The organism is Pseudomonas sp. HP_12 (assembly GCF_055283955.1).
Genome location: NZ_JBTOQG010000004.1, coordinates 14,522 through 34,904, shown reverse-complemented (window position 1 = coordinate 34,904; position 20,383 = coordinate 14,522). Strand labels below are relative to the sequence as shown.

Here is a 20,383-nt window from a genome sequence, read left to right as displayed (position 1 = left end):
CAGGGGCCACTGACTGAAGACTGAGACTAATTCCTGTGGGAGCGTGCTCAGTTCAAGGCCGGTGCAATCCCCCGCCTTTTGAAACTACCGTGATCGAGTCCTGACGATGAACACTGAATACCGCAAAGCCCTGCCCGGCACTGCGCTGGATTATTTCGATGCCCGCGCGGCGGTCGATGCGATCAAGCCCGGCGCCTACGCCACGCTGCCGTACACCTCCCGCGTGCTCGCCGAAAACCTGGTGCGCCGTTGCCATCCGACGACCTTGACGGCCTCGCTCACGCAGTTGATAGAACGCAAGCGTGATCTTGATTTCCCGTGGTTTCCGGCGCGGGTGGTCTGCCACGACATCCTCGGCCAGACCGCGCTGGTGGACCTCGCCGGCTTGCGCGATGCCATCGCCGACATGGGCGGCGACCCCGCGCAGGTCAACCCGGTCGTTCCGGTGCAGTTGATCGTCGATCACTCGCTGGCCGTCGAATGCGGGGGCTACGACCCGGATGCGTTCAGCAAGAACCGGGCGATTGAGGACCGTCGCAACGAAGACCGCTTCCACTTCATCAACTGGACCAAGCAGGCGTTCAAGAACGTCGAAGTGATCCCGCCGGGGAACGGCATCATGCATCAGATCAATCTGGAGCGGATGTCGCCGGTGATCCAGACGCTGAATGGCGTCGCCTTCCCGGATACGCTGGTCGGCACTGACAGCCATACGCCTCACGTGGATGCGCTGGGCGTCGTCGCCATTGGTGTAGGCGGCCTTGAAGCCGAGAACGTCATGCTCGGCCGCGCCTCGTGGATGCGCCTGCCGGACATCATCGGCGTCGAACTGTCAGGCCGTCCGCAGCCGGGCATTACCGCCACCGACGTGGTGCTGGCGCTCACCGAATACTTGCGTCAGCAAAAGGTCGTCGGCGCGTACCTTGAGTTCTACGGCGAAGGCGCCCGCGCGCTGACCCTCGGCGACCGTGCGACCATCTCGAACATGGCCCCCGAATACGGCGCAACCGCCGCCATGTTCAGCATCGATCAACAGACCATCGATTACCTCCGGCTGACCGGTCGCGAAGACCAGCACGTGCAACTGGTCGAAACTTTCGCCCGCCACACCGGGCTCTGGGCAGACAGCCTGGTCACCGCCGAATACGAGCGCGTGCTGCGTTTTGACCTGTCCAGCGTCGTGCGCAACATGGCCGGGCCGTCCAACCCACACGCACGTGTAGCCACTTCTGATCTCGCCGCCAAAGGCATTGCGGCGCCGTGGGAGGAAACCCCGGGCGAAATGCCGGACGGCGCGGTGATCATCGCCGCCATCACCAGTTGCACCAACACCAGCAACCCGCGCAACGTCATCGCTGCAGGCTTGCTGGCTCGCAATGCCAATCGCCTCGGCCTGACGCGCAAACCCTGGGTCAAGTCGTCCCTCGCGCCGGGCTCGAAGACCGTCGCGCTGTACCTCGACGAGGCGGGGCTGACCGGCGAGCTGGAGCAACTGGGTTTCGGCATCGTCGCGTTCGCCTGCACCACCTGCAACGGCATGTCCGGCGCGCTGGACCCCGTGATCCAGCAGGAAATCATCGACCGCGACCTGTACGCCACGGCAGTGCTTTCGGGCAACCGCAACTTCGACGGGCGCATTCACCCTTACGCCAAGCAGGCATTTCTCGCCTCGCCGCCGCTGGTGGTCGCCTACGCCATCGCCGGAACGATCCGCTTCGATATCGAGAAAGATGTGCTGGGTCTTGGCCCGAACGGCGAAGAAATCCGCCTGAAAGACCTCTGGCCAACTGACGCCGAAATTGACCAGGTGGTGAAGGCCTCGGTCAAGCCGGAGCAGTTCCGTCAGGTGTACATCCCGATGTTCGCCATCCACGAAGATACCGGGCCGAAAGTCGCGCCGCTGTACGACTGGCGCCCGATGAGCACCTACATTCGCCGACCGCCGTACTGGGAAGGCGCCCTGGCCGGCGAGAGAACCCTCAAGGGCATGCGTCCGCTGGCGGTGTTGCCGGACAACATCACCACCGATCACCTGTCGCCGTCCAACGCGATCATGCTCGACAGCGCGGCCGGCGAATACCTGGATAAAATGGGCCTGCCGGAAGAGGACTTCAACTCCTACGCCACCCATCGCGGCGATCACCTGACGGCCCAGCGTGCCACCTTCGCCAACCCCAAACTGTTCAATGAAATGGTGGTGGAGAACGGCAAGGTCAAGCAGGGTTCCTACGCGCGGATCGAGCCGGAAGGCCAGGTCACGCGGATGTGGGAGGCCATCGAAACCTATATGGCGCGCAAGCAGCCGCTGATCATCATCGCCGGCGCCGATTACGGCCAGGGTTCGTCCCGGGACTGGGCCGCCAAGGGCGTGCGCCTGGCGGGCGTCGAAGTCATCGTCGCCGAAGGCTTCGAGCGCATCCACCGCACCAATCTGGTGGGCATGGGCGTGCTGCCGCTGGAGTTCAAGCCGGGCACCAATCGCCTGACCCTGGGCATCGATGGCAGTGAAATCTACGACGTGATCGGCGCGCGTACGCCGGGTGCCACCCTGACGCTGATCATCCAGCGCAAGAACGGCGAGCGCGTTGAGGTGCCGGTGACCTGCCGCCTCGACACGGGGGAAGAGGTGTTGATCTACGAAGCCGGGGGCGTGCTGCAACGCTTCGCCCAGGACTTCCTCGAATCCTCGGCCGTCGCCTGAGCCGACGCGCGCTCTATATGACGCGCGCTCTATATAAAAAAGGAACAGTTCATGGCTTCCACAGCACAGATCAAGATTCCCGCGACCTACATGCGCGGTGGCACCAGCAAGGGCGTGTTTTTCCTCCGGGACAATCTGCCCGAAGCCGCGCAAACCCCCGGCGCGAGCCGTGACGCCTTGTTACTGCGGGTGATCGGCAGCCCCGACCCCTACGCCAAGCAGATCGATGGCATGGGCGGCGCGACGTCGAGCACCAGCAAAACGGTGATTCTGTCGAAGAGCGAGAAAGCCGATCACGACGTCGATTACCTGTTCGGCCAAGTTGCCATCGACAAGGCCTTCGTCGACTGGAGCGGTAATTGCGGCAACCTGTCGGCGGCGGTCGGCCCGTTCGCCATCAGCAACGGTGTGGTTGACCCGTCGCGCATCCCCCGCAACGGCGTGGCGGTGGTGCGCATCTGGCAGGCCAACATCGGCAAAACCATCATCGCCCACGTGCCGATGACCGACGGCGCGGTGCAGGAAACCGGCGATTTCGAGCTCGACGGCGTGACCTTCCCGGCGGCGGAAGTGCAGCTGGAGTTCATGGACCCGGCCGCGGACGAGGAGGGCGCTGGCGGCTCGATGTTCCCCACCGGCAATCTGGTGGATGAGCTTGAAGTGCCGGGCGTCGGGACGTTCAAGGCGACGATGATCAATGCCGGCATCCCGACGATCTTCGTCAACGCCGCTGACATCGGCTATACGGGCAGCGAGTTACAGGACGCGATCAACAGCGACCCGAAAGCCCTGAGCATGTTCGAAACGATCCGCGCCTATGGGGCCGTGCGCATGGGGCTGATCGGCACTGTCGAGGAGGCAGCAACCCGTCAGCACACCCCCAAAGTGGCGTTTGTGGCCGCGCCTGCGGACTACCTGTCTTCCAGCGGCAAGCGCGTCACACCCGAAGATACTGATTTGCTGGTCCGCGCCATGTCCATGGGCAAACTGCACCACGCCATGATGGGCACCGCGGCAGTGGCGATCGGCACGGCGGCAGCGATTCCGGGCACCTTGGTCAACCTGGCAGCGGGCGGCGGCGAGCGCAGCGCCGTGCGCTTCGGCCATCCCTCCGGGACCCTGCGTGTCGGCGCTGAAGCGGTCCGGGTCGACGGCGAATGGCAAGTCAAGAAAGCCATCATGAGCCGCAGCGCGCGGGTGTTGATGGAAGGCTGGGTGCGCGTGCCGGGTGACAGCTTCTGACCGAACGGCACGGCCTGACTCCGTCAACTCGCAGCTTGTAGCTTCAAACTTGCCGCTGCTCAGCTACTTAAACCGCCGCTCGACGCCTTTCTCCACCAGCACCTTCGCCGAGATTTCCTCGACCGAAAAATGCGTGGAGTTGATGTGCGGGATGTTTTCGCGGCGGAACAGGCCCTCGACTTCGCGCACCTCGAACTCGCACTGGGCGTAGCTGGCGTAGCGGCTGTTGGGTTTGCGTTCGTGGCGGATGGCGGTGAGGCGGTCGGGGTCGATGGTCAGGCCAAACAGCTTGTCCCGGTGCAGTTTCAGCGCAGCAGGCAACTGCAGGCGTTCCATGTCATCTTCTGTCAGCGGGTAATTGGCCGCGCGGATACCGAATTGCATGGCCATGTACAGGCAGGTCGGGGTTTTGCCGCAGCGTGACACGCCCACCAGAATGATGTCGGCCTTGTCGTAATAATGGGTTCTGGCGCCGTCGTCGTTGTCCAGCGCGAAGTTCACCGCCTCGATCCGCTCCATGTAATTGGAGTTGTGCCCGATGGAGTGGGATTTCCCCACCGAGTAGGACGAGTGTGAACTAAGCTCCAGCTCCAGCGGGGCGAGAAAGGTCGAGAAGATGTCGATCATGAAGCCGTCGGAGGTCGCGAGAATCTCGCGGATGTCCTGATTCACGATGGTGTCGAAGATGATCGGGCGGGCTTCGTCCTTCTCGGCGGCCTTGTTGATTTGCTGCACCATGGCCCGCGCCTTCTCGACGCTGTCGATATAGGGGCGCGTGAACTTGTTGAATGTAATGTTTTCAAATTGCGCTAGCAGGCTCTGGCCAAGGGTTTCGGCGGTAATGCCGGTGCCATCGGAGATGAAAAAAGCGGATCGTTTCATTTGCGCCCCGGGGCCTTAAGTTGAAGACAATTTGTGGATATGATAGGCCGACTTGCGGGCCATGACTGGCCGCAGTCTACCCGTTTTCAATCGCCGCGATTCCCGCACCAAAGCATTTCCAACAATAACCGGTTAGTGGAGAGATCACCTTGGTAGAGTACGTAGTTTCCCTCGATAAGCTCGGCAAACATGATGTTGAGCACGTGGGGGGCAAGAACGCATCCCTCGGCGAGATGATCAGCAACCTGGCGGGCGCAGGCGTGTCCGTTCCCGGTGGCTTTGCCACTACCGCCCAGGCCTACCGTGATTTCCTTGAGCAGAGTGGCCTGAACGATCAGATCCATCAGGCCCTCGACGCGCTGGATGTCGACGACGTCAACGAGCTGGCGAGAACCGGCGCCAAGATCCGTCAGTGGATCATGGAAGCTGAATTCCCCGAGAAGCTCAACGCCGAAATCCGCACCGCCTTCGCCGAGCTCTCGGCGGGCAACCCGGACATCGCGGTGGCCGTGCGCTCTTCCGCTACCGCTGAAGATTTGCCGGACGCCTCCTTCGCCGGTCAGCAGGAAACCTTCCTGAACATCCGTGGCGTCGAAAACGTGATCCGCGCGGCGAAAGAAGTGTTCGCCTCGCTGTTCAACGACCGCGCCATTTCCTACCGCGTGCATCAGGGTTTCGACCACAAGCTGGTGGCGCTGTCCGCTGGCGTGCAGCGCATGGTGCGTTCTGAAACCGGCACCGCTGGCGTCATGTTCACTCTGGACACCGAATCCGGTTTCCGCGACGTGGTCTTCATCACCGGTGCCTACGGCCTGGGCGAAACCGTCGTCCAGGGCGCGGTCAACCCGGACGAATTCTACGTTCACAAAAACACCCTTGAAGCCGGTCGCCCGGCGATCCTGCGCCGCAACCTGGGCAGCAAGGCGATCAAGATGATCTACGGCGAAGAAGCCAAGGCCGGCAAATCGGTCAAGACCATCGACGTCGACCTGGCCGACCGCGCGCGTTTCTGCCTCACCGACGAGGAAGTCAGCAACCTGGCACGCCAGGCCATGATCATCGAAAAGCACTACCAGTGCCCGATGGACATCGAGTGGGCCAAAGACGGCGACGACGGCCAGCTGTACATTGTGCAGGCGCGTCCGGAGACCGTGAAAAGCCGCAGTTCGTCCAATGTCATGGAGCGTTACCTGCTGAAGGAGAAGGGCACCGTTCTGGTGGAAGGCCGCGCCATCGGCCAGCGCATCGGCGCTGGCAAGGTGCGGATCATCAAGGACGTGTCCGAGATGGACAAAGTCCAGCCCGGCGACGTGCTGGTCTCCGACATGACCGACCCGGACTGGGAACCGGTGATGAAGCGTGCCAGCGCCATCGTCACCAACCGTGGCGGGCGCACCTGCCACGCCGCGATCATTGCCCGCGAGCTGGGCATTCCGGCCGTAGTGGGTTGCGGCAATGCCACCGAGCTGTTGCAGGAAGGTCAGGGCGTCACCGTGTCCTGCGCCGAGGGCGACACCGGTTACATCTTCGAGGGCGAGCTGGGCTTCGACATCAAGCAGAACTCCGTCGACGCCATGCCTGACCTGCCGTTCAAAATCATGATGAACGTCGGCAACCCCGATCGCGCGTTTGATTTCGCCCAGCTGCCCAATGCCGGTATCGGCCTGGCGCGTCTGGAATTCATCATCAACCGCATGATCGGCGTGCACCCCAAGGCGCTGCTGAACTACGCCAACCTGCCCCAGGACATCAAAGAAAGCGTCGACAAGCGCATCGCCGGTTACGACGACCCTGTCGGGTTCTACGTCGAGAAGCTGGTCGAAGGCATCAGCACCCTGGCAGCGGCCTTCTCGCCGAAGAAAGTCATCGTGCGCCTGTCGGACTTCAAGTCCAACGAATACGCCAACCTGATCGGCGGCAAGCTCTACGAACCGGAAGAAGAAAACCCGATGCTGGGCTTCCGTGGCGCGTCGCGTTACATCAGCGAAAACTTCCGCGACTGCTTCGAGCTGGAATGTCGTGCCCTCAAGCGCGTACGCAACGAGATGGGCCTGACTAACGTCGAAATCATGGTGCCGTTCGTCCGCACCCTGGGCGAGGCGAGCCAGGTTATCGATTTGCTTGCTGAGAACGGTCTGGCCCGTGGCGAGAACGGTCTGCGCGTGATCATGATGTGCGAACTGCCGTCCAACGCCCTGATGGCCGATGAATTCCTCGAATTCTTCGACGGTTTCTCCATCGGTTCCAACGACCTGACCCAGCTGACCCTGGGCCTGGACCGTGACTCCGGGATCATCGCCCACTTGTTTGACGAGCGTAATCCTGCGGTCAAGAAGCTGCTGTCCTACGCCATTCAGGCCTGTAACAAGGCCGGCAAATACATCGGCATCTGCGGCCAGGGCCCGTCCGATCACCCGGATCTGGCGCGCTGGCTGATGGAACAGGGCATCGAAAGCGTTTCTCTGAACCCCGATTCGGTACTGGAAACCTGGTTCTTCCTGTCCGAAGAGGACGCTCCAACCTGATGCAGATCGAGTAAGATGCCGGCCCGTTTCCATGGGCCGGTTTCCCGAGAGGGCGGTTTTTAACGAATCCGCCCTTTTTTGTGGGTGATTTTCAGTGCGCTGGCAGCGTCAACCTGCTGTTCCGCGCAACCGCCATTCACCCATCCACCAAGAGCGTCCAGCAAAAGCACCATGCAAAGCAGCAGTCATCTCTTTCCCGTGGCCCTGATCAGTGCCGAGCGTCGTGGCGACCTGACCGAGGACGTCTACCGTTTGAAACCCGGCAACAGCCCGGATTTCACTGTCGAAATCGCCGTCACCCGGCTGGGTCTTGTGGCTGCACCGGATGCCCGAGGCGTGCCGGTGGTCCTGCTGCACGGCAGCTTTTCCAATCGGCGCTTCTGGTACTCGCCCAAGGGCATCGGCCTGGGCGCGTATCTGGCCCGCGCCGGGTTCGATGTGTGGATCCCGGAAATGCGCGGTCACGGCCTGTCGGCGCGCAACAGTGCGTACAAAACCAATTGCGTGGCCGATTACGCACGCTTTGATCTGCCGGCCATCGCGGCGTTCGTGCGCGAGCAGACCGGCGAGGCGCCCCACTGGATCGGCCACTCCCTGGGCGGCACGACCCTGGCTGCAGCATTCGGCGGGCAGTACCTGACGGCGGACGACGCGGCCTCGGTGGCTCTGTTCGGCAGTCAGGTCACCCGAAGCCATTGGCCGCTGAAAGTACCGCCGCTGCAATGGGCGGCACGGCTGCTGCTTAAACGCTTCGAGCACGTGTCAGGCCCGCGTTTCAAGCGCGGCCCGGAAGACGAGCCCATGGGCGTCCTGCTGGAAAGCATGCGCTGGGATAGCCTGTTCGGCGGCTTCGGGCACAAGAAGGAGGACTGGTGGGCCGGGCTGCAACAGGTGACGGTCCCGCTGCTGTGCGTAGCTGGCGCTGGCGATCATCAGGACCCGGAATGGGCGTGCCGCGACCTCTTCGAGCGCTTCGGCTGCGAAGACAAGACGTTTCTCGTCCTTGGCCGCGAACAGGGTTTCAGCGAAGACTTCGGCCACGTGCCGATGCTGGTCAGCAAAGCCGCGCAAACTCAGGTGTGGCCGCGCGTGACGGACTGGCTGAACCGCCATGTTCCGGTGGTAAAGGCTGAATCAACGCTGAACATGATGGCAACTCCGTCATAGTCACGGTTTCAGCCATTCCTTGGGCGCCGACTTGTCGCTAAGCTGCACCCATTCTCATCACCGGGGCCGAACGGCAGGTGGCGACTCGTTGGTCAGATGTGTGTTCTGTGTGAGGTGCTATATAAGGATGCAGCCCGTTGAAGCGTCGGCCGTTGACGCAGGCCATCTATCCTTGTAGTTGTTTTCCCCCATCACAGAGCTTTCCTGACAGGAGTTACCCATGCATTACATCACCCCGGACTTGTGCGACGCCTACCCTGAGCGGGTTCAGGTGGTGGAGCCGATGTTCAGCAACTTTGGTGGCCGTGATTCATTCGGCGGCGAGATCGTCACGCTCAAGTGCTTCGAAGACAATTCGCTGGTGCGCGAGCAGGCCGAACAGCCTGGCCACGGAAAAGTATTGGTCGTGGACGGCGGAGGCTCGCTGCGTTGCGCATTGCTCGGCGACATGATTGCCGAAAAAGCAGCGAAAAACGGTTGGGAGGGCATGGTGATCTTCGGCTGCGTCCGCGACGTCGATGTACTGGCACAGACCGACTTGGGTGTGCAGGCATTGGCCAGTCACCCGCTCAAGACCGAAAAGCGTGGCCTCGGTGACCTGAACAAGGTGGTGACCTTCGGCGGTGTGACGTTCAAGCCGGGCGAATTCATCTATGCCGACAACAACGGAATCATCGTTTCGCCCAGCGCACTGAAGATGCCGGACTGATCGGTTTTATCCCTCTTCACGCTGGTAGCCATTCACTCAGCAAGGACACGAATGTTCGACGAAACAAACGCGCAGTGGGGGCTGGTTCATGCCCTCGTGTTGGACGGGAAGGGCGGGGCGCGTTCAATCCCCCGAACTGCACTGGATGGCCTGCAGCTGGAGCCCCACGAAAGTGTGTGGCTCCACTGGGACCGCAGCCATCCGCAGACCCAGACTTGGCTGCGCAAGACCAGCGGTCTCAGCGAATTCGTTTGTGACCTGATGCTGGAAGAAAACACCCGGCCACGGCTGCTGGCCTTGCCCGACAACGAGCTGTTGCTGTTCCTGCGCGGGATCAACCTGAACCCTGGCGCCGAACCGGAAGACATGGTCTCGGTACGCATCTTTGCCGCCGCCCAGCGCGTTATCTCGTTGCGATTGCGTTCGCTAAGGGCAACCGATGAGCTGATCACTTCACTGAATGAGGGCAAGGGTCCTAAAACCGCGTCCGAATTGCTGCTGTATCTGGCTCAGTTTCTGACCGACAAGGTTCAGGCAGTGGTCAGCGAGCTGACCGAACTGGTCGATGACATGGAAGAACGCATAGATGCCGACGAGCGGTATCTGCCCGAGCACGGCAACATGGTGCACATCCGCCGGCGAGCGGCGGGACTGCGTCGGTTCCTTGCACCGCAGCGCGAAATCTACGCCCAGCTGACGCGCAGCAAGACGCCGTGGTTCGTGGAAGACGATGCCGACTACTGGAACGAATTGAACAACAGCCTGACGCGCTATCTCGAAGAGCTGGAATTGACCCGAGAGCGCGTGGGGCTGGTGCTTGAGGCGGAAGACAGGCGCCTCAACGAGCGAATGAACAGGACCATGTATCGGTTTGGGATCATCACTGGGATCTTCCTGCCGATGAGCTTCCTGACAGGATTGTTGGGGATCAACGTGGGGGGCATCCCGGGGTCGGAAAATCCCTACGGATTTGTGTACGCTTGCGGCCTGATGCTCATTGTGGCCGTCGGCCAGATGTGGCTGTTCAAGCGTTTGCGCTGGGTGTGAGGATGAAAAATCGGAAGGCGTTCATGTGCGTCGTGTGACTCAGGCAGAATTGGCTGCGTCTTTCAGTGACATTGCGTGAGGTGCCTATGCACGACCCGTTTGAAGAATCACTGCGAGACATGCTCAACTCGTCGTCCAGCAGCCGGGACGACGATGCCGTTCTGGGCCGAGTGTTGAAGACCGCCAACCGTCAGGTGGGCGCCGGTGATCTGTTCAGCCTTCTGGGTCGTTGCACGCAGGCTTTGATGATCGCCGTCAATAACGGTTCCGCTCACGTTTCACCCGTTTCCCGCCGCAAGGCGACACGTGCCGGTACTACGTCTACCGGTGCCGGTACACAAGACAAGGCTGATTGAATATGGAATTGGATCTCTGGACGCAGAGCCTGGTTACCGCAATGACTGCGCTGTGGACCAAAGTCGCGAATTTCATCCCGAATCTGTTCGGCGCGCTGGTCGTTGTGCTTTTGGGCTTCGTGGTGGCAAAGCTGCTCGACACCCTGCTTTCGAAGTTGTTGGCCAAACTCGGTCTGGATCGCCTGATGGGCGGCACCGGTTTGACCAAGCTGATCAGCCGCGCGGGCATTCAGGTCCCGATTTCGACCCTGATCGGCAAGATCGTTTATTGGTTCGTGCTCTTGATTTTTCTGGTGTCGGCGGCAGAATCGCTGGGGCTGGAGCGGGTTTCGGCGACGCTGGACATGCTCGCGCTGTACCTGCCGAAGGTGTTTGGCGCCGCGCTGGTGTTGCTGGTGGGTGTCTTGCTGGCGCAGTTGGTCAACGGTATTGTGCGGGGCGCTGCCGAAGGGGTGGGCCTGGATTACTCGGCTGGCCTGGGGCGAATCGCCCAGTGGCTGGTGATCATCATCAGTATTTCGGTGGCGATCAGTCAGCTGGAGGTCAAAACCGACCTGCTGAACCACGTTATTGTTATCGGATTGATTACCGTTGGTCTGGCCGTTGCGCTGGCCATGGGCCTGGGAAGCCGCGAAATCGCGAGCCAGATCCTGGCAGGAATTTATGTACGTGAGCTGTACCAGGTAGGGCAACAAGTGCGTGTGGGTGAGGTCGAAGGGCAGATCGAAGAAATTGGCACGGTGAAGACCACCCTGCTGACCGAGGAAGGCGAGTTGGTGTCTTTGTCCAACCGGATCCTCCTCGAGCAGCGAGTGAGCAGCCGTTGAGCCGGCGAATCTGCTAATGTATGCCGCCGCAAAACCCGGGCGATTCCCGGACGCGGCGGACATCTACCCGACTGTCGGCACGACTTGTTTTGAATAACGTTCAAACGCCCTCTCTGCGCTACGACCCACGCGAGCTCTCCGATGAGGAGCTGGTTGCGCGTTCGCACGCCGAGCTGTTTCATGTGACGCGTGCCTACGAAGAGCTGATGCGTCGTTACCAGCGGACACTTTTTAACGTCTGCGCACGGTATCTGGGGAACGATCGCGATGCTGACGATGTCTGTCAGGAAGTGATGCTTAAGGTGTTGTATGGCTTGAAGAACTTCGAGGGTAAATCGAAGTTCAAAACCTGGCTCTACAGCATCACGTACAACGAATGCATCACGCAGTACAGGAAGGAGCGGCGAAAGCGTCGGTTGCTGGACGCTTTGAGTCTTGACCCCCTCGAGGAAGCGTCGGAAGAAAAGACGCCGAAACCAGAAGAAAAGGGCGGGCTTGATCGTTGGCTTGTGCATGTGAATCCGATCGACAGGGAAATTCTGGTGCTACGATTTGTCGCAGAGCTGGAATTTCAGGAGATCGCCGACATCATGCACATGGGCCTGAGTGCCACGAAAATGCGTTACAAACGGGCACTTGATAAATTACGTGAGAAATTTGCAGGCGTTACCGAAACTTAACTCGGTGCAAATATCTCTAACGAGCAGGCAAGTTCTGATAGACTTGCCGACGAGTTGTCTCTCGCTAAGGGGGACTGCTTTACAATCACCAGATGGGGATTTAACGGATGAAACTGAAAAACACCTTGGGCTTGGCCATTGGTACTATTGTTGCCGCAACTTCGTTCGGCGCTCTGGCTCAAGGCCAAGGCGCAGTCGAAATCGAAGGCTTCGCCAAGAAAGAACAGTTCGACAGCGCTCGTAATTTCAAAAACGACGGCAACCTGTTCGGCGGTTCTGTTGGCTACTTCCTGACCGACGACGTTGAATTGCGTCTGGGCTATGACGAAGTGCACAACGTCCGTAGCGACAATGGCCAGAACATCAAGGGCGCGAACACCGCTCTGGACGCTCTGTACCACTTCAACAACCCGGGCGACATGCTGCGTCCATACGTTTCGGCTGGTTTCTCCGATCAGAGCATCGATCAGAACGGCAGCAACGGTCGTAACCGCTCCACCTTCGCCAACATCGGCGGCGGTGCCAAGCTGTACTTCACTGACAACTTCTATGCCCGTGCTGGCGTTGAAGCTCAGTACAACATCGACCAAGGCGACACCGAGTGGGCGCCAAGCGTCGGTATCGGTGTGAACTTCGGCGGCGGTTCGAAGAAAGTTGAAGCAGCACCGGCTCCAGTAGCTGAAGTGTGCTCCGACAGCGACAACGACGGCGTTTGCGACAACGTTGACAAGTGCCCTGACACCCCAGCAAACGTGACTGTTGACGCTAACGGCTGCCCAGCTGTTGCTGAAGTCGTACGCGTTGAGCTGGACGTTAAATTCGACTTCAACAAGTCGGTTGTGAAGCCAAACAGCTACGGCGACATCAAGAACCTGGCTGACTTCATGAAGCAGTACCCACAAACCACCACCACTGTTGAAGGTCACACTGACTCCGTCGGTCCTGACGCTTACAACCAGAAGCTGTCCGAGCGTCGTGCAAACGCCGTTAAGCAAGTTCTGGTTAACCAGTACGGTGTTGGCGCTAACCGCGTAAACTCGGTTGGCTACGGTGAAACCCGCCCAGTTGCTGACAACGCAACTGACGCTGGCCGCGCTGTAAACCGTCGCGTAGAAGCACAAGTAGAAGCCCAAGCTAAGTAATTAGCCTCGCTTCACGAAAAACCCGGCTCCGGCCGGGTTTTTCTTTGCCTGCGATTTAACCTCCTCTCGTCCCCATTCATTCCCGGTCTGATCGTCTAAGCGAATAGACAGAGATGAACCTGGATCCATCTAAGCAGATGCCCTTGAACGACTAAGTCCAGACTAGCGTTTGAGCAGCAAACCCCACAAAACCAGATTGAACAGCAGCGACATCAGCGCAATTGCGCGCCACACCTTGAGCGGCTCGCGCTCCAGTAGTGGGACAGTGCGTTTATCCAGCGGCGAAAGTTCGCCCTGTTGAAAATGCACGAGCCAGTGCTCCGCAGTCTCGAAACGCTTCAGCGGATCAGCCAGCAGCGCGCGTTGCAGATGCTGCTCTAGCCACTCCGGGACATCCGGTCGGTAACGACTGACCGACAGCGGTTTGCCAAAGCGGCGGCGCTGGAAGGGCTCGATCTCGCCGTAGGGGTAATGACCGGTCAGCAGGAAATACAGCGTGACGCTGGCGGCATACAGGTCGAAACCTTGGCAGGGTTCTGCGCCTTCGAAGACTTCAGGCGCCATAAAGCTGGGCGTGCCGGGTACGTCGCCGCCTTGATCCACTGACAGACCCGGGCTGTAGGCGAGCCCGAAATCCAGGACGCGCAAACCTCCCGCCTGCTCGAGCAGCAGATTTTCCGGCTTGATGTCGCGGTGAATGATGTTGCGCCGGTGCAGCAGACCAACGGCAGCGATCAACTCCCTGGCTAGACTCAGCCACGGCGACAGCGCCATCGGCCCTTCCTGCTCAAAGATCTCAGCCAGGGTCTGTCCGGGGTACTCGCGCATGACGTAGTACAAATGCTGGCGCTGGCCGAGCGGGTGCAGCTCGGGAAAGAAGCGACCCGCAACGCGACGCAGGAACCATTCTTCGAGCAACAAGGCCTCTGCCGCGCCGGCCTCGTCAACCCGTGAGGGCGGCAGCGTCTTCAGCAGCCACGGTTGCTGCTGGCTGTCGCGTACGCGGTAGAGCAGGGACTGTCGCGAGTCGCTCAAGCGCGTTTCGACCTGCCAGCCTTCAAACGTCTGGTCTGCTTTGAGAAGGGGTGGGGCAGGCCATTGCTGCAGTTGCAGCAGCGTTTCACCCAAGCTGTCCGAGCCCAGTTGATCCACCTGAATCAGCAAGGCGCTGGCATTATCGGCGCTGCCCGAAAGATGCGCGGCGTTGACCAGCGTGCGGACGGCCGTGTCCAGATCTGCCTGTTCGTTGAGGATCGAGCCGATTCGGTCATCGCCCAGCGTTGCCCACACGCCGTCGCTGACCAGCAGCAAGCGCTCGCCGGGCCGCAGTTCGCCGTCCAGGTAATCCATGACCACGTATTGATCCAGACCCAGCGCGCGTTTCAGCACGTGCTGCATGTCTGGCTGTTCCCATACGTGGTCCTGGCTGATTCGCTGGAGCAGCCCTGAGTGCCAGCGGTACACACGACAGTCGCCGACATGGGCGAGGGTGAAGCGTCGCCCACGCAGGACCAGCGCACTGAGGGTGGTCAACAAGCCGTTGGCCAGCAGCCAGCGGTTCTGTGCCAGCAGCAGGCGGTCAAGGGCCTGGGCGACGCTCCAGGTTTCCGGCGTCGCGTAATAGTCCATCGCCAGCGCTTGCAGCGTGGCCCGGGAGGCCAGACCGCCATCGGCGCATTGGCTGACGCCGTCGGCAAGGGCGAACAGATAGCCCTTGCTGGCCGCGAGCGCTGGAGCGGGAGTGACCACGCGAAGGGCGTCCTGATTCTCCGCCCGCGGCCCGGTGGCGCTGAATTCGGCGACGCGCAGTTGCAAACCGGTCGCAGTGGGCGCGACCGGCGTCAGCCCCGGATTGACGCTCACGGCCTAGACACGGGCGGCGGTGACCGCGGCCGAGCCCCAAGTGGTTCTCCAGCGACGCTTGACATTCATCAGGCCGAACCAGGCTAGCACGCCAAGGAACGCGAACAGCCATAGGCCCAGTTGGTACTCGCCAGTGTTCTGCTTGATCGCGCCGAGCCCGGCGGCGAGCAGGAAGCCACCGATGCCGCCGGCCATGCCGATCAGGCCGGTCATCACGCCGATCTCTTTGCGAAAGCGTTGCGGCACCAGCTGGAACACCGCGCCGTTACCGGCACCGAGGCCGAGCATGGCCGCGACGAACAGCGCCAGTGCGGCCCATGAGCTGGGCAGGTTAAACCCGACGGCGGCGATGCAGATGGCGGCGACAGCGTACATGCCCGACAGCGTGCGAATCCCGCCGAAGCGATCGGCGAGGGCGCCGCCCAGTGGCCGCATCATGCTGCCGCCGAAGACGCAGGCGGCGGTGTAGTAACCCGCCGTCACCGGGCTCAAGCCGTATTGATCGTTGAAGTAGCCGGGCAGGGCGCTGGCCAGGCCGATGAAGCCGCCGAAGGTCACGCTGTAAAAGAACATGAACCACCAACTGTCGCGGTCGCCCAGGGCCTTGAAATAGTCAGCCATGGATTTGGCTTTGGGGCGTTCCGGGGCGTTTTTCGCCATGAGCGAGAACGCGATGAGGGTCAGCAGCAATGGCGCGACGGCAAAACCGAACACATTGTTCCAGCCGAAGCTGGCGGCCAGGACGGGCGCAATCAGTGCCGCGAACACAGTGCCGGAGTTGCCGGCGCCGGCGATGCCCATGGCTTTGCCCTGGTGCTGCGGCGGGTACCACTGGGAGGCGAGGGGCAGGGCCACGGCAAAGGACGCGCCCGCCATGCCAAGGAATACGCCGAGCAGCAGCGCCTGTTCATAGCTGTGAATGCCCAGTTGCCAGGCGCCCAGCAGCGCGGTGATGACGATGACCTGGCCGATGATCCCGGCAGTTTTTGGCGACAACTGATCGGCCAGCATGCCCATGATGAAGCGCAGCACCGCACCCGCGAGAATCGGCGTGGCGACCATCAGGCCCCGCTGCTGGGTGGTCAGGTGCAGGTCGGCGGCAATCTGCACGGCCATCGGGCCGAGCAGGTACCAGACCATGAAGCTCAGGTCGAAATACAGGAACGCTGCGAACAGTGTCGGTTTATGGCCGGCTTTCCAGAAACTCGTGTTCATCTACCACCTCATCTGCAGGGATTCGTGTTCGGTGGAGATGTCGCTCGCACCGCTACGGGTCAGGTCATGCAGGCGAAGCACCAGACCGGCACTCCACCCGCCCCGATGTGTTCAGGGCAAAAACGAAAAAACGCCGCAGCCCTGTGCGCTTTCGCGAAGGGGTGCGACGTCTTTGTCGTGAGTGGGCAACCGCCGTTGGCTACCTGTGATGTGTAGCTAGCAATACATGGGCCAAATGTGCGCCGCGAGCTGTGGGCTAGAGAAGGGTTGGGTGAAACCGTCTGGATCAAACAAGCACGGCCAGCCCGAAAATGGAAAGGCTCAGCCCAACAGCTCACTCATGGCAATGATTTGTTCCGCCACCTGAATCAGTTTCTGCTGCCGGCTCATGGCCTGGCGTCGCATCAGGGTGTAGGCCTCTTCTTCGTTGCACTGCTTCATCTTCATCAGCAGGCCCTTGGCCGTTTCGATGCGCTTGCGTTCGGCCAGTTGCTGGTCGCGGGCATGCAGTTGCGCGCGCAGGTCCTGATCGCTTTCGAAGCGGGCCATGGCCACGTCCAGAATCGGCTGCAGGCGCTGTGCGTGAATGCCTTCGACGATGTAGGCGCTGACCCCGGACTTGATCGCCTGACGCATCACGACCGGGTCGTGCTCGTCGGTGAACATCACGATGGGGCGCGGCAGATCGCGGGTCACCAGCACCACTTGCTCCAGCACATCACGGCCCGGCGATTCGGTGTCGATGAGGATCACGTCCGGGCGCACTGCCTGAACCCGCGCCGGCAGGTCGATGATCAGCCCGGATTCGTCGATCACCTCGAAGCCGGCCTCGGTCAGCGCCGCTTTCAGGCGACCGACCTTCTTGGGGGTGTCATTGATCAGCAGGATTCGCAGCATCTTGGCGTCTCCTCAGCGATCAGCATGAACGAGGGTGGCATCGGCCAGCGCGTGCAGCTTGAAGCTGCGGGCGTAACGCGCCGGGTCGCTGCCGTCCCAGATTTTGCCGTCGATCAACTGGCTGCTGCGCATCGGCGACGGCGGGACGGCGATGCCCAGTGCGTCGGCGGCCTCGCGGTACAGGTCGAGCTGCTGGACGCTGCGGGCAACGTCGAGATAATCCGGGTCTTCGCGCAGCAATCCCCAGCGGCGGAACTGGGTCATGAACCACATGCCGTCGGACAGCCAAGGCATGTTCACCTGACCGTGGCCATGGAAGCGGATCGCGTGGTGGTCGTGCCATCGGTTGCCGAGCCCGTCGTCGTACTCGCCCAGTAGCCGGGATTCGATGGCGCCGACCGGTGCATTCACGTACTCGGCGGCGCTGAGCAGCTGCGCGGTGCTGCGCCGGTTGTCGGTGCTCTCTTCGATGAAGCGACTGGCTTCAAGCACGGCCATTACCAGCGCCCGCGCGGTGTTCGGGTACTGCTCGGCAAATTCCAGGCTGCACGCCAACACCTTTTCCGGGTGATCCGGCCAGATGGCCTGGGAGGTCGCCAGGGTGAACCCCAGGTTCTGCTGAACGGCGCTGGCACCCCACGGCTCACCGACGCAAAAACCATCGATGCGCCCCGCCTGCAAGTGTTCAACCATCTGCGGCGGCGGCACCACCACGCTGTCGACGTCGCGCAGCGGATGAATGCCCTGGCTCGCGAGCCAGTAATACAGCCACAACGCATGATTGCCGGTGGGGAAGGTCTGGGCGAACGTCAGTTTTGAGTCGCTTTGGTGCGTGCGCCGATCGAGTGCCTCAGGAGTGGTCACGCCGGCATCCTGCAGCGCCCTCGACAGGTTGATGCTCTGGCCGTTCTGGTTCAGCCCCATTAGCACGGCCATGTTTTTTGCCGGCCCGGCCAGCCCCAGTTGCACGGCATAGACCAGACCGTAAAGGCTGTGGGCGGCGTGAAGTTCGCCGCTGACCAGTTTGTCCCGCAGGTTGGCCCACGATGTCTGCCGGTGCAGGTTGATGTGCAGGCCATAGGGCTGAGCGAAGCCCTGGGTCGCGGCGACGATCAGCGAGGCGCTGTCAGTCAGCGCCATGAAACCGAGGTCGACACTGGTCAGTTCCGGTGCATCGCTGCCGTTGACCCAGGCCAGCGAGGGGGTAAGCGTGTCATTCATGAGTGCCATTCCGCGTGGAGGCCGACGCGCTGGTCAGCGCTGCCGATCGTCCAAAAAAAACGCCGCCTCGCCCCGATTGAACCGGGGCGCCAGCGACGTCGTTGTCCTGTGTCTCGCTCCGCCATTGGATCGAGTCGATATAGGCACTAAGCAAGCCATATGCCAGCGGGAGCCGAGGTTGTAAGCAAAGTTCTCGACATGCCTCGCGCTTCGCCCGCACCGGCGTTTATAATCCGCCGCTGATCCCAGCCGCAATCGAGCCGCCCCCGCCCATGTATAACTTGGCCCGCCAGTTACTGTTCAAACTCTCCCCGGAAACCTCCCACGATCTGTCCATTGACCTGATCGGAGCGGGCGGGCGTCTGGGGCTCAACGGCCTGTTCAACAAGGCGCCGATGCAGTTGCCGGTGACCGTCATGGGCCTGCGCTTCCCCAACCCGGTCGGGCTGGCGGCAGGGCTGGACAAGAACGGCGCGGCCATCGACGGCTTCGCCCAACTGGGCTTCGGTTTCGTCGAGATCGGCACGGTCACGCCGCGCCCGCAGCCGGGCAATCCAAAACCGCGCGTATTCCGTCTGCCCCACGCCCAGGCGATCATCAACCGCATGGGCTTCAACAACCTGGGCGTCGACCATCTGGTGAGCCGGGTGCAGGCCGCGCAGTACAACGGCGTGCTGGGCATCAACATCGGCAAGAACGTCGACACGCCGGTTGAGCGCGCCGTAGATGACTACCTCATCTGCCTGGACAAGGTGTACGCCCACGCCAGTTACATCACCGTCAACGTCAGCTCGCCCAACACGCCGGGACTGCGCAGCCTGCAATTCGGCGATTCGCTCAAGCAACTGCTCGAAGCCTTGCGGGTACGTCAGGAAGCCCTGACGCTGATCCACGGCAAACGCGTGCCGCTGGCGATCAAGATTGCCCCGGACATGAGTGACGAAGAGACCGTACTGGTGGCCAGCGCGTTACTGGAATCGGGGATGGACGCGGTGATCGCGACCAACACCACCCTCAGCCGCAAGGGCGTCGAGGGCTTGCCCCACGGTGACGAAGCGGGCGGGCTTTCGGGCGCGCCGGTGCGCGAGCAGAGCACGCACATCGTCAAGGTGCTGGCGGGTGAGTTGGGTGGGCGCTTGCCGATCATTGCCGCTGGCGGCATCACCGAAGGCAGGCACGCAGCCGAGAAGATCGCGGCGGGGGCGAGTCTGGTGCAGATTTATTCGGGCTTTATCTATAAAGGGCCGGCGCTGATTCGCGAGTCGGTGGACGCGATCGCAGCGATGACTCGCCAAGCGGTCTGATCGCTGACGGCGTGAACAAAAAGAGGGGTTCCGACTGGAACCCCTCTTGGGCTTTAGCCCGCCGCCCGGGTGGGGCGTGCGTGGTCATGATGAAGCGATCAGGAATGTCGAAGAAGCTTTAGGTCAGGCCGTAACGTGAGGGTGGCGTCAGCCGACCGCGTGAAGTTCGTTGAGTCTGTGAATGCCCGCAGTGCCGGTCATACCGTCCCAGTTGTCGCCGCGTCCTTCTCGCCAGCCATTGATCCAGGCTTGACGCACTGACGGTAGAGTAAATGGGCAAAGCTCACGGGATTTACCGGATACGCCGTACTGGTATCCGCGCGAAAATGCTCTTTCCATCGGATCACGCTTAAGTCTTCTCATAGGGTTTTGCCCTCGTTTGTTGACTGTAATGTCCCTGGAGACCTCAGGTTGAGGTCCGGCAGAAAATCCTCTGCCGTTAGCAGCCCGCTGCCGGCGTCGCGGGCTTGAGGCCACCGCCGTTGCGGCGATGACCTTGGGTGATTTCTAACCAATGAGGGATACGCTGTGAATGATCGTTTTGTCATAAGAACGTAACCATTCAGGCATTACGACCATAAGCGCTGACGCGTTTCAGCGCAGTT

The 20,383-nt window shown here is 61.3% G+C and carries 17 protein-coding genes; 11 read left to right on the top strand and 6 right to left on the bottom strand.

The window, feature by feature from the left end; genetic code table 11:
- The first annotated feature begins 106 nt into the window (after window positions 1-106).
- Together acnD and prpF are read left to right on the top strand one after the other, a co-directional pair.
- Window positions 107-2,701: a Fe/S-dependent 2-methylisocitrate dehydratase AcnD gene (acnD, locus tag ACYASU_RS04680; protein WP_463582090.1), complete on the top strand. Its 2,595-nt coding sequence runs from the start codon at window positions 107-109 to the stop codon at window positions 2,699-2,701.
- A gap of 51 nt (window positions 2,702-2,752) precedes the next feature.
- Window positions 2,753-3,943, top strand: coding sequence for a 2-methylaconitate cis-trans isomerase PrpF (gene prpF / locus ACYASU_RS04675; RefSeq protein ID WP_463582089.1), 1,191 nt, complete (start codon window positions 2,753-2,755; stop codon window positions 3,941-3,943).
- 63 nt (window positions 3,944-4,006) lie between these two features.
- On the opposite strand, the gene ppsR is transcribed toward prpF, so the two are convergent.
- Entirely contained in the window at window positions 4,007-4,825 is an 819-nt protein-coding gene (ppsR, locus tag ACYASU_RS04670) for a posphoenolpyruvate synthetase regulatory kinase/phosphorylase PpsR (protein WP_074887131.1), read from the bottom strand.
- A gap of 149 nt (window positions 4,826-4,974) precedes the next feature.
- Here ppsR and ppsA point away from each other — a divergent pair, with 149 nt between their 5' ends.
- The 8 genes from ppsA to ACYASU_RS04630 all read left to right on the top strand — a co-directional run bounded on the left by ppsA (window position 4,975) and on the right by ACYASU_RS04630 (window position 13,278).
- Window positions 4,975-7,350 carry a phosphoenolpyruvate synthase gene (gene ppsA / locus ACYASU_RS04665; RefSeq protein WP_463582088.1) on the top strand — a complete coding sequence of 792 codons (2,376 nt, stop codon included), beginning with the start codon at window positions 4,975-4,977 and terminating at the stop codon, window positions 7,348-7,350.
- 171 nt (window positions 7,351-7,521) lie between these two features.
- The gene (locus tag ACYASU_RS04660) at window positions 7,522-8,517 is read left to right on the top strand and encodes an alpha/beta fold hydrolase (RefSeq protein WP_463582087.1); all 996 of its coding nucleotides are present in this window, start codon (window positions 7,522-7,524) and stop codon (window positions 8,515-8,517) included.
- A 220-nt stretch (window positions 8,518-8,737) separates the two neighbouring features.
- The gene (gene rraA / locus ACYASU_RS04655) at window positions 8,738-9,226 is read left to right on the top strand and encodes a ribonuclease E activity regulator RraA (RefSeq protein WP_172612638.1); all 489 of its coding nucleotides are present in this window, start codon (window positions 8,738-8,740) and stop codon (window positions 9,224-9,226) included.
- 51 nt (window positions 9,227-9,277) lie between these two features.
- Window positions 9,278-10,273: a zinc transporter ZntB gene (locus ACYASU_RS04650; protein WP_463582086.1), complete on the top strand. Its 996-nt coding sequence runs from the start codon at window positions 9,278-9,280 to the stop codon at window positions 10,271-10,273.
- 86 nt (window positions 10,274-10,359) lie between these two features.
- Window positions 10,360-10,629: a CrfX protein gene (locus tag ACYASU_RS04645; protein WP_463582085.1), complete on the top strand. Its 270-nt coding sequence runs from the start codon at window positions 10,360-10,362 to the stop codon at window positions 10,627-10,629.
- A gap of 2 nt (window positions 10,630-10,631) precedes the next feature.
- Entirely contained in the window at window positions 10,632-11,456 is an 825-nt protein-coding gene (locus ACYASU_RS04640; RefSeq protein ID WP_037011040.1) for a mechanosensitive ion channel family protein, read from the top strand.
- A gap of 89 nt (window positions 11,457-11,545) precedes the next feature.
- Window positions 11,546-12,136: an RNA polymerase sigma factor SigX gene (gene sigX, locus ACYASU_RS04635; RefSeq protein WP_065988497.1), complete on the top strand. Its 591-nt coding sequence runs from the start codon at window positions 11,546-11,548 to the stop codon at window positions 12,134-12,136.
- A 107-nt stretch (window positions 12,137-12,243) separates the two neighbouring features.
- Window positions 12,244-13,278: an OmpA family protein gene (locus ACYASU_RS04630; protein WP_037011036.1), complete on the top strand. Its 1,035-nt coding sequence runs from the start codon at window positions 12,244-12,246 to the stop codon at window positions 13,276-13,278.
- 162 nt (window positions 13,279-13,440) lie between these two features.
- On the opposite strand, the gene ACYASU_RS04625 is transcribed toward ACYASU_RS04630, so the two are convergent.
- The 4 genes from ACYASU_RS04625 to ACYASU_RS04610 form a co-directional block, all read right to left on the bottom strand.
- A complete protein-coding gene (locus ACYASU_RS04625) occupies window positions 13,441-15,093 on the bottom strand; it encodes a protein kinase domain-containing protein (protein WP_463582172.1) in 1,653 nt (550 codons plus the stop codon).
- A 51-nt stretch (window positions 15,094-15,144) separates the two neighbouring features.
- Window positions 15,145-16,356, bottom strand: coding sequence for a nitrate/nitrite transporter (locus ACYASU_RS04620; protein WP_172612634.1), 1,212 nt, complete (start codon window positions 16,354-16,356; stop codon window positions 15,145-15,147).
- 321 nt (window positions 16,357-16,677) lie between these two features.
- On the bottom strand, window positions 16,678-17,253 hold the full coding sequence (locus ACYASU_RS04615) for an ANTAR domain-containing response regulator (RefSeq protein ID WP_172612633.1): 576 nt from the start codon (window positions 17,251-17,253) through the stop codon (window positions 16,678-16,680).
- Window positions 17,254-17,265: 12 nt separating this feature from the next.
- The gene (locus ACYASU_RS04610; RefSeq protein WP_463582084.1) at window positions 17,266-18,474 is read right to left on the bottom strand and encodes a CmpA/NrtA family ABC transporter substrate-binding protein; all 1,209 of its coding nucleotides are present in this window, start codon (window positions 18,472-18,474) and stop codon (window positions 17,266-17,268) included.
- A 272-nt stretch (window positions 18,475-18,746) separates the two neighbouring features.
- Between ACYASU_RS04610 and ACYASU_RS04605 the strand changes: the two genes are divergently transcribed.
- A complete protein-coding gene (locus ACYASU_RS04605; RefSeq protein ID WP_192172446.1) occupies window positions 18,747-19,778 on the top strand; it encodes a quinone-dependent dihydroorotate dehydrogenase in 1,032 nt (343 codons plus the stop codon).
- A gap of 147 nt (window positions 19,779-19,925) precedes the next feature.
- Here ACYASU_RS04605 and rmf read toward each other — a convergent pair whose 3' ends face one another.
- On the bottom strand, window positions 19,926-20,141 hold the full coding sequence (gene rmf / locus ACYASU_RS04600; RefSeq protein ID WP_074887169.1) for a ribosome modulation factor: 216 nt from the start codon (window positions 20,139-20,141) through the stop codon (window positions 19,926-19,928).
- Between the last annotated feature and the right edge of the window lie 242 nt (window positions 20,142-20,383).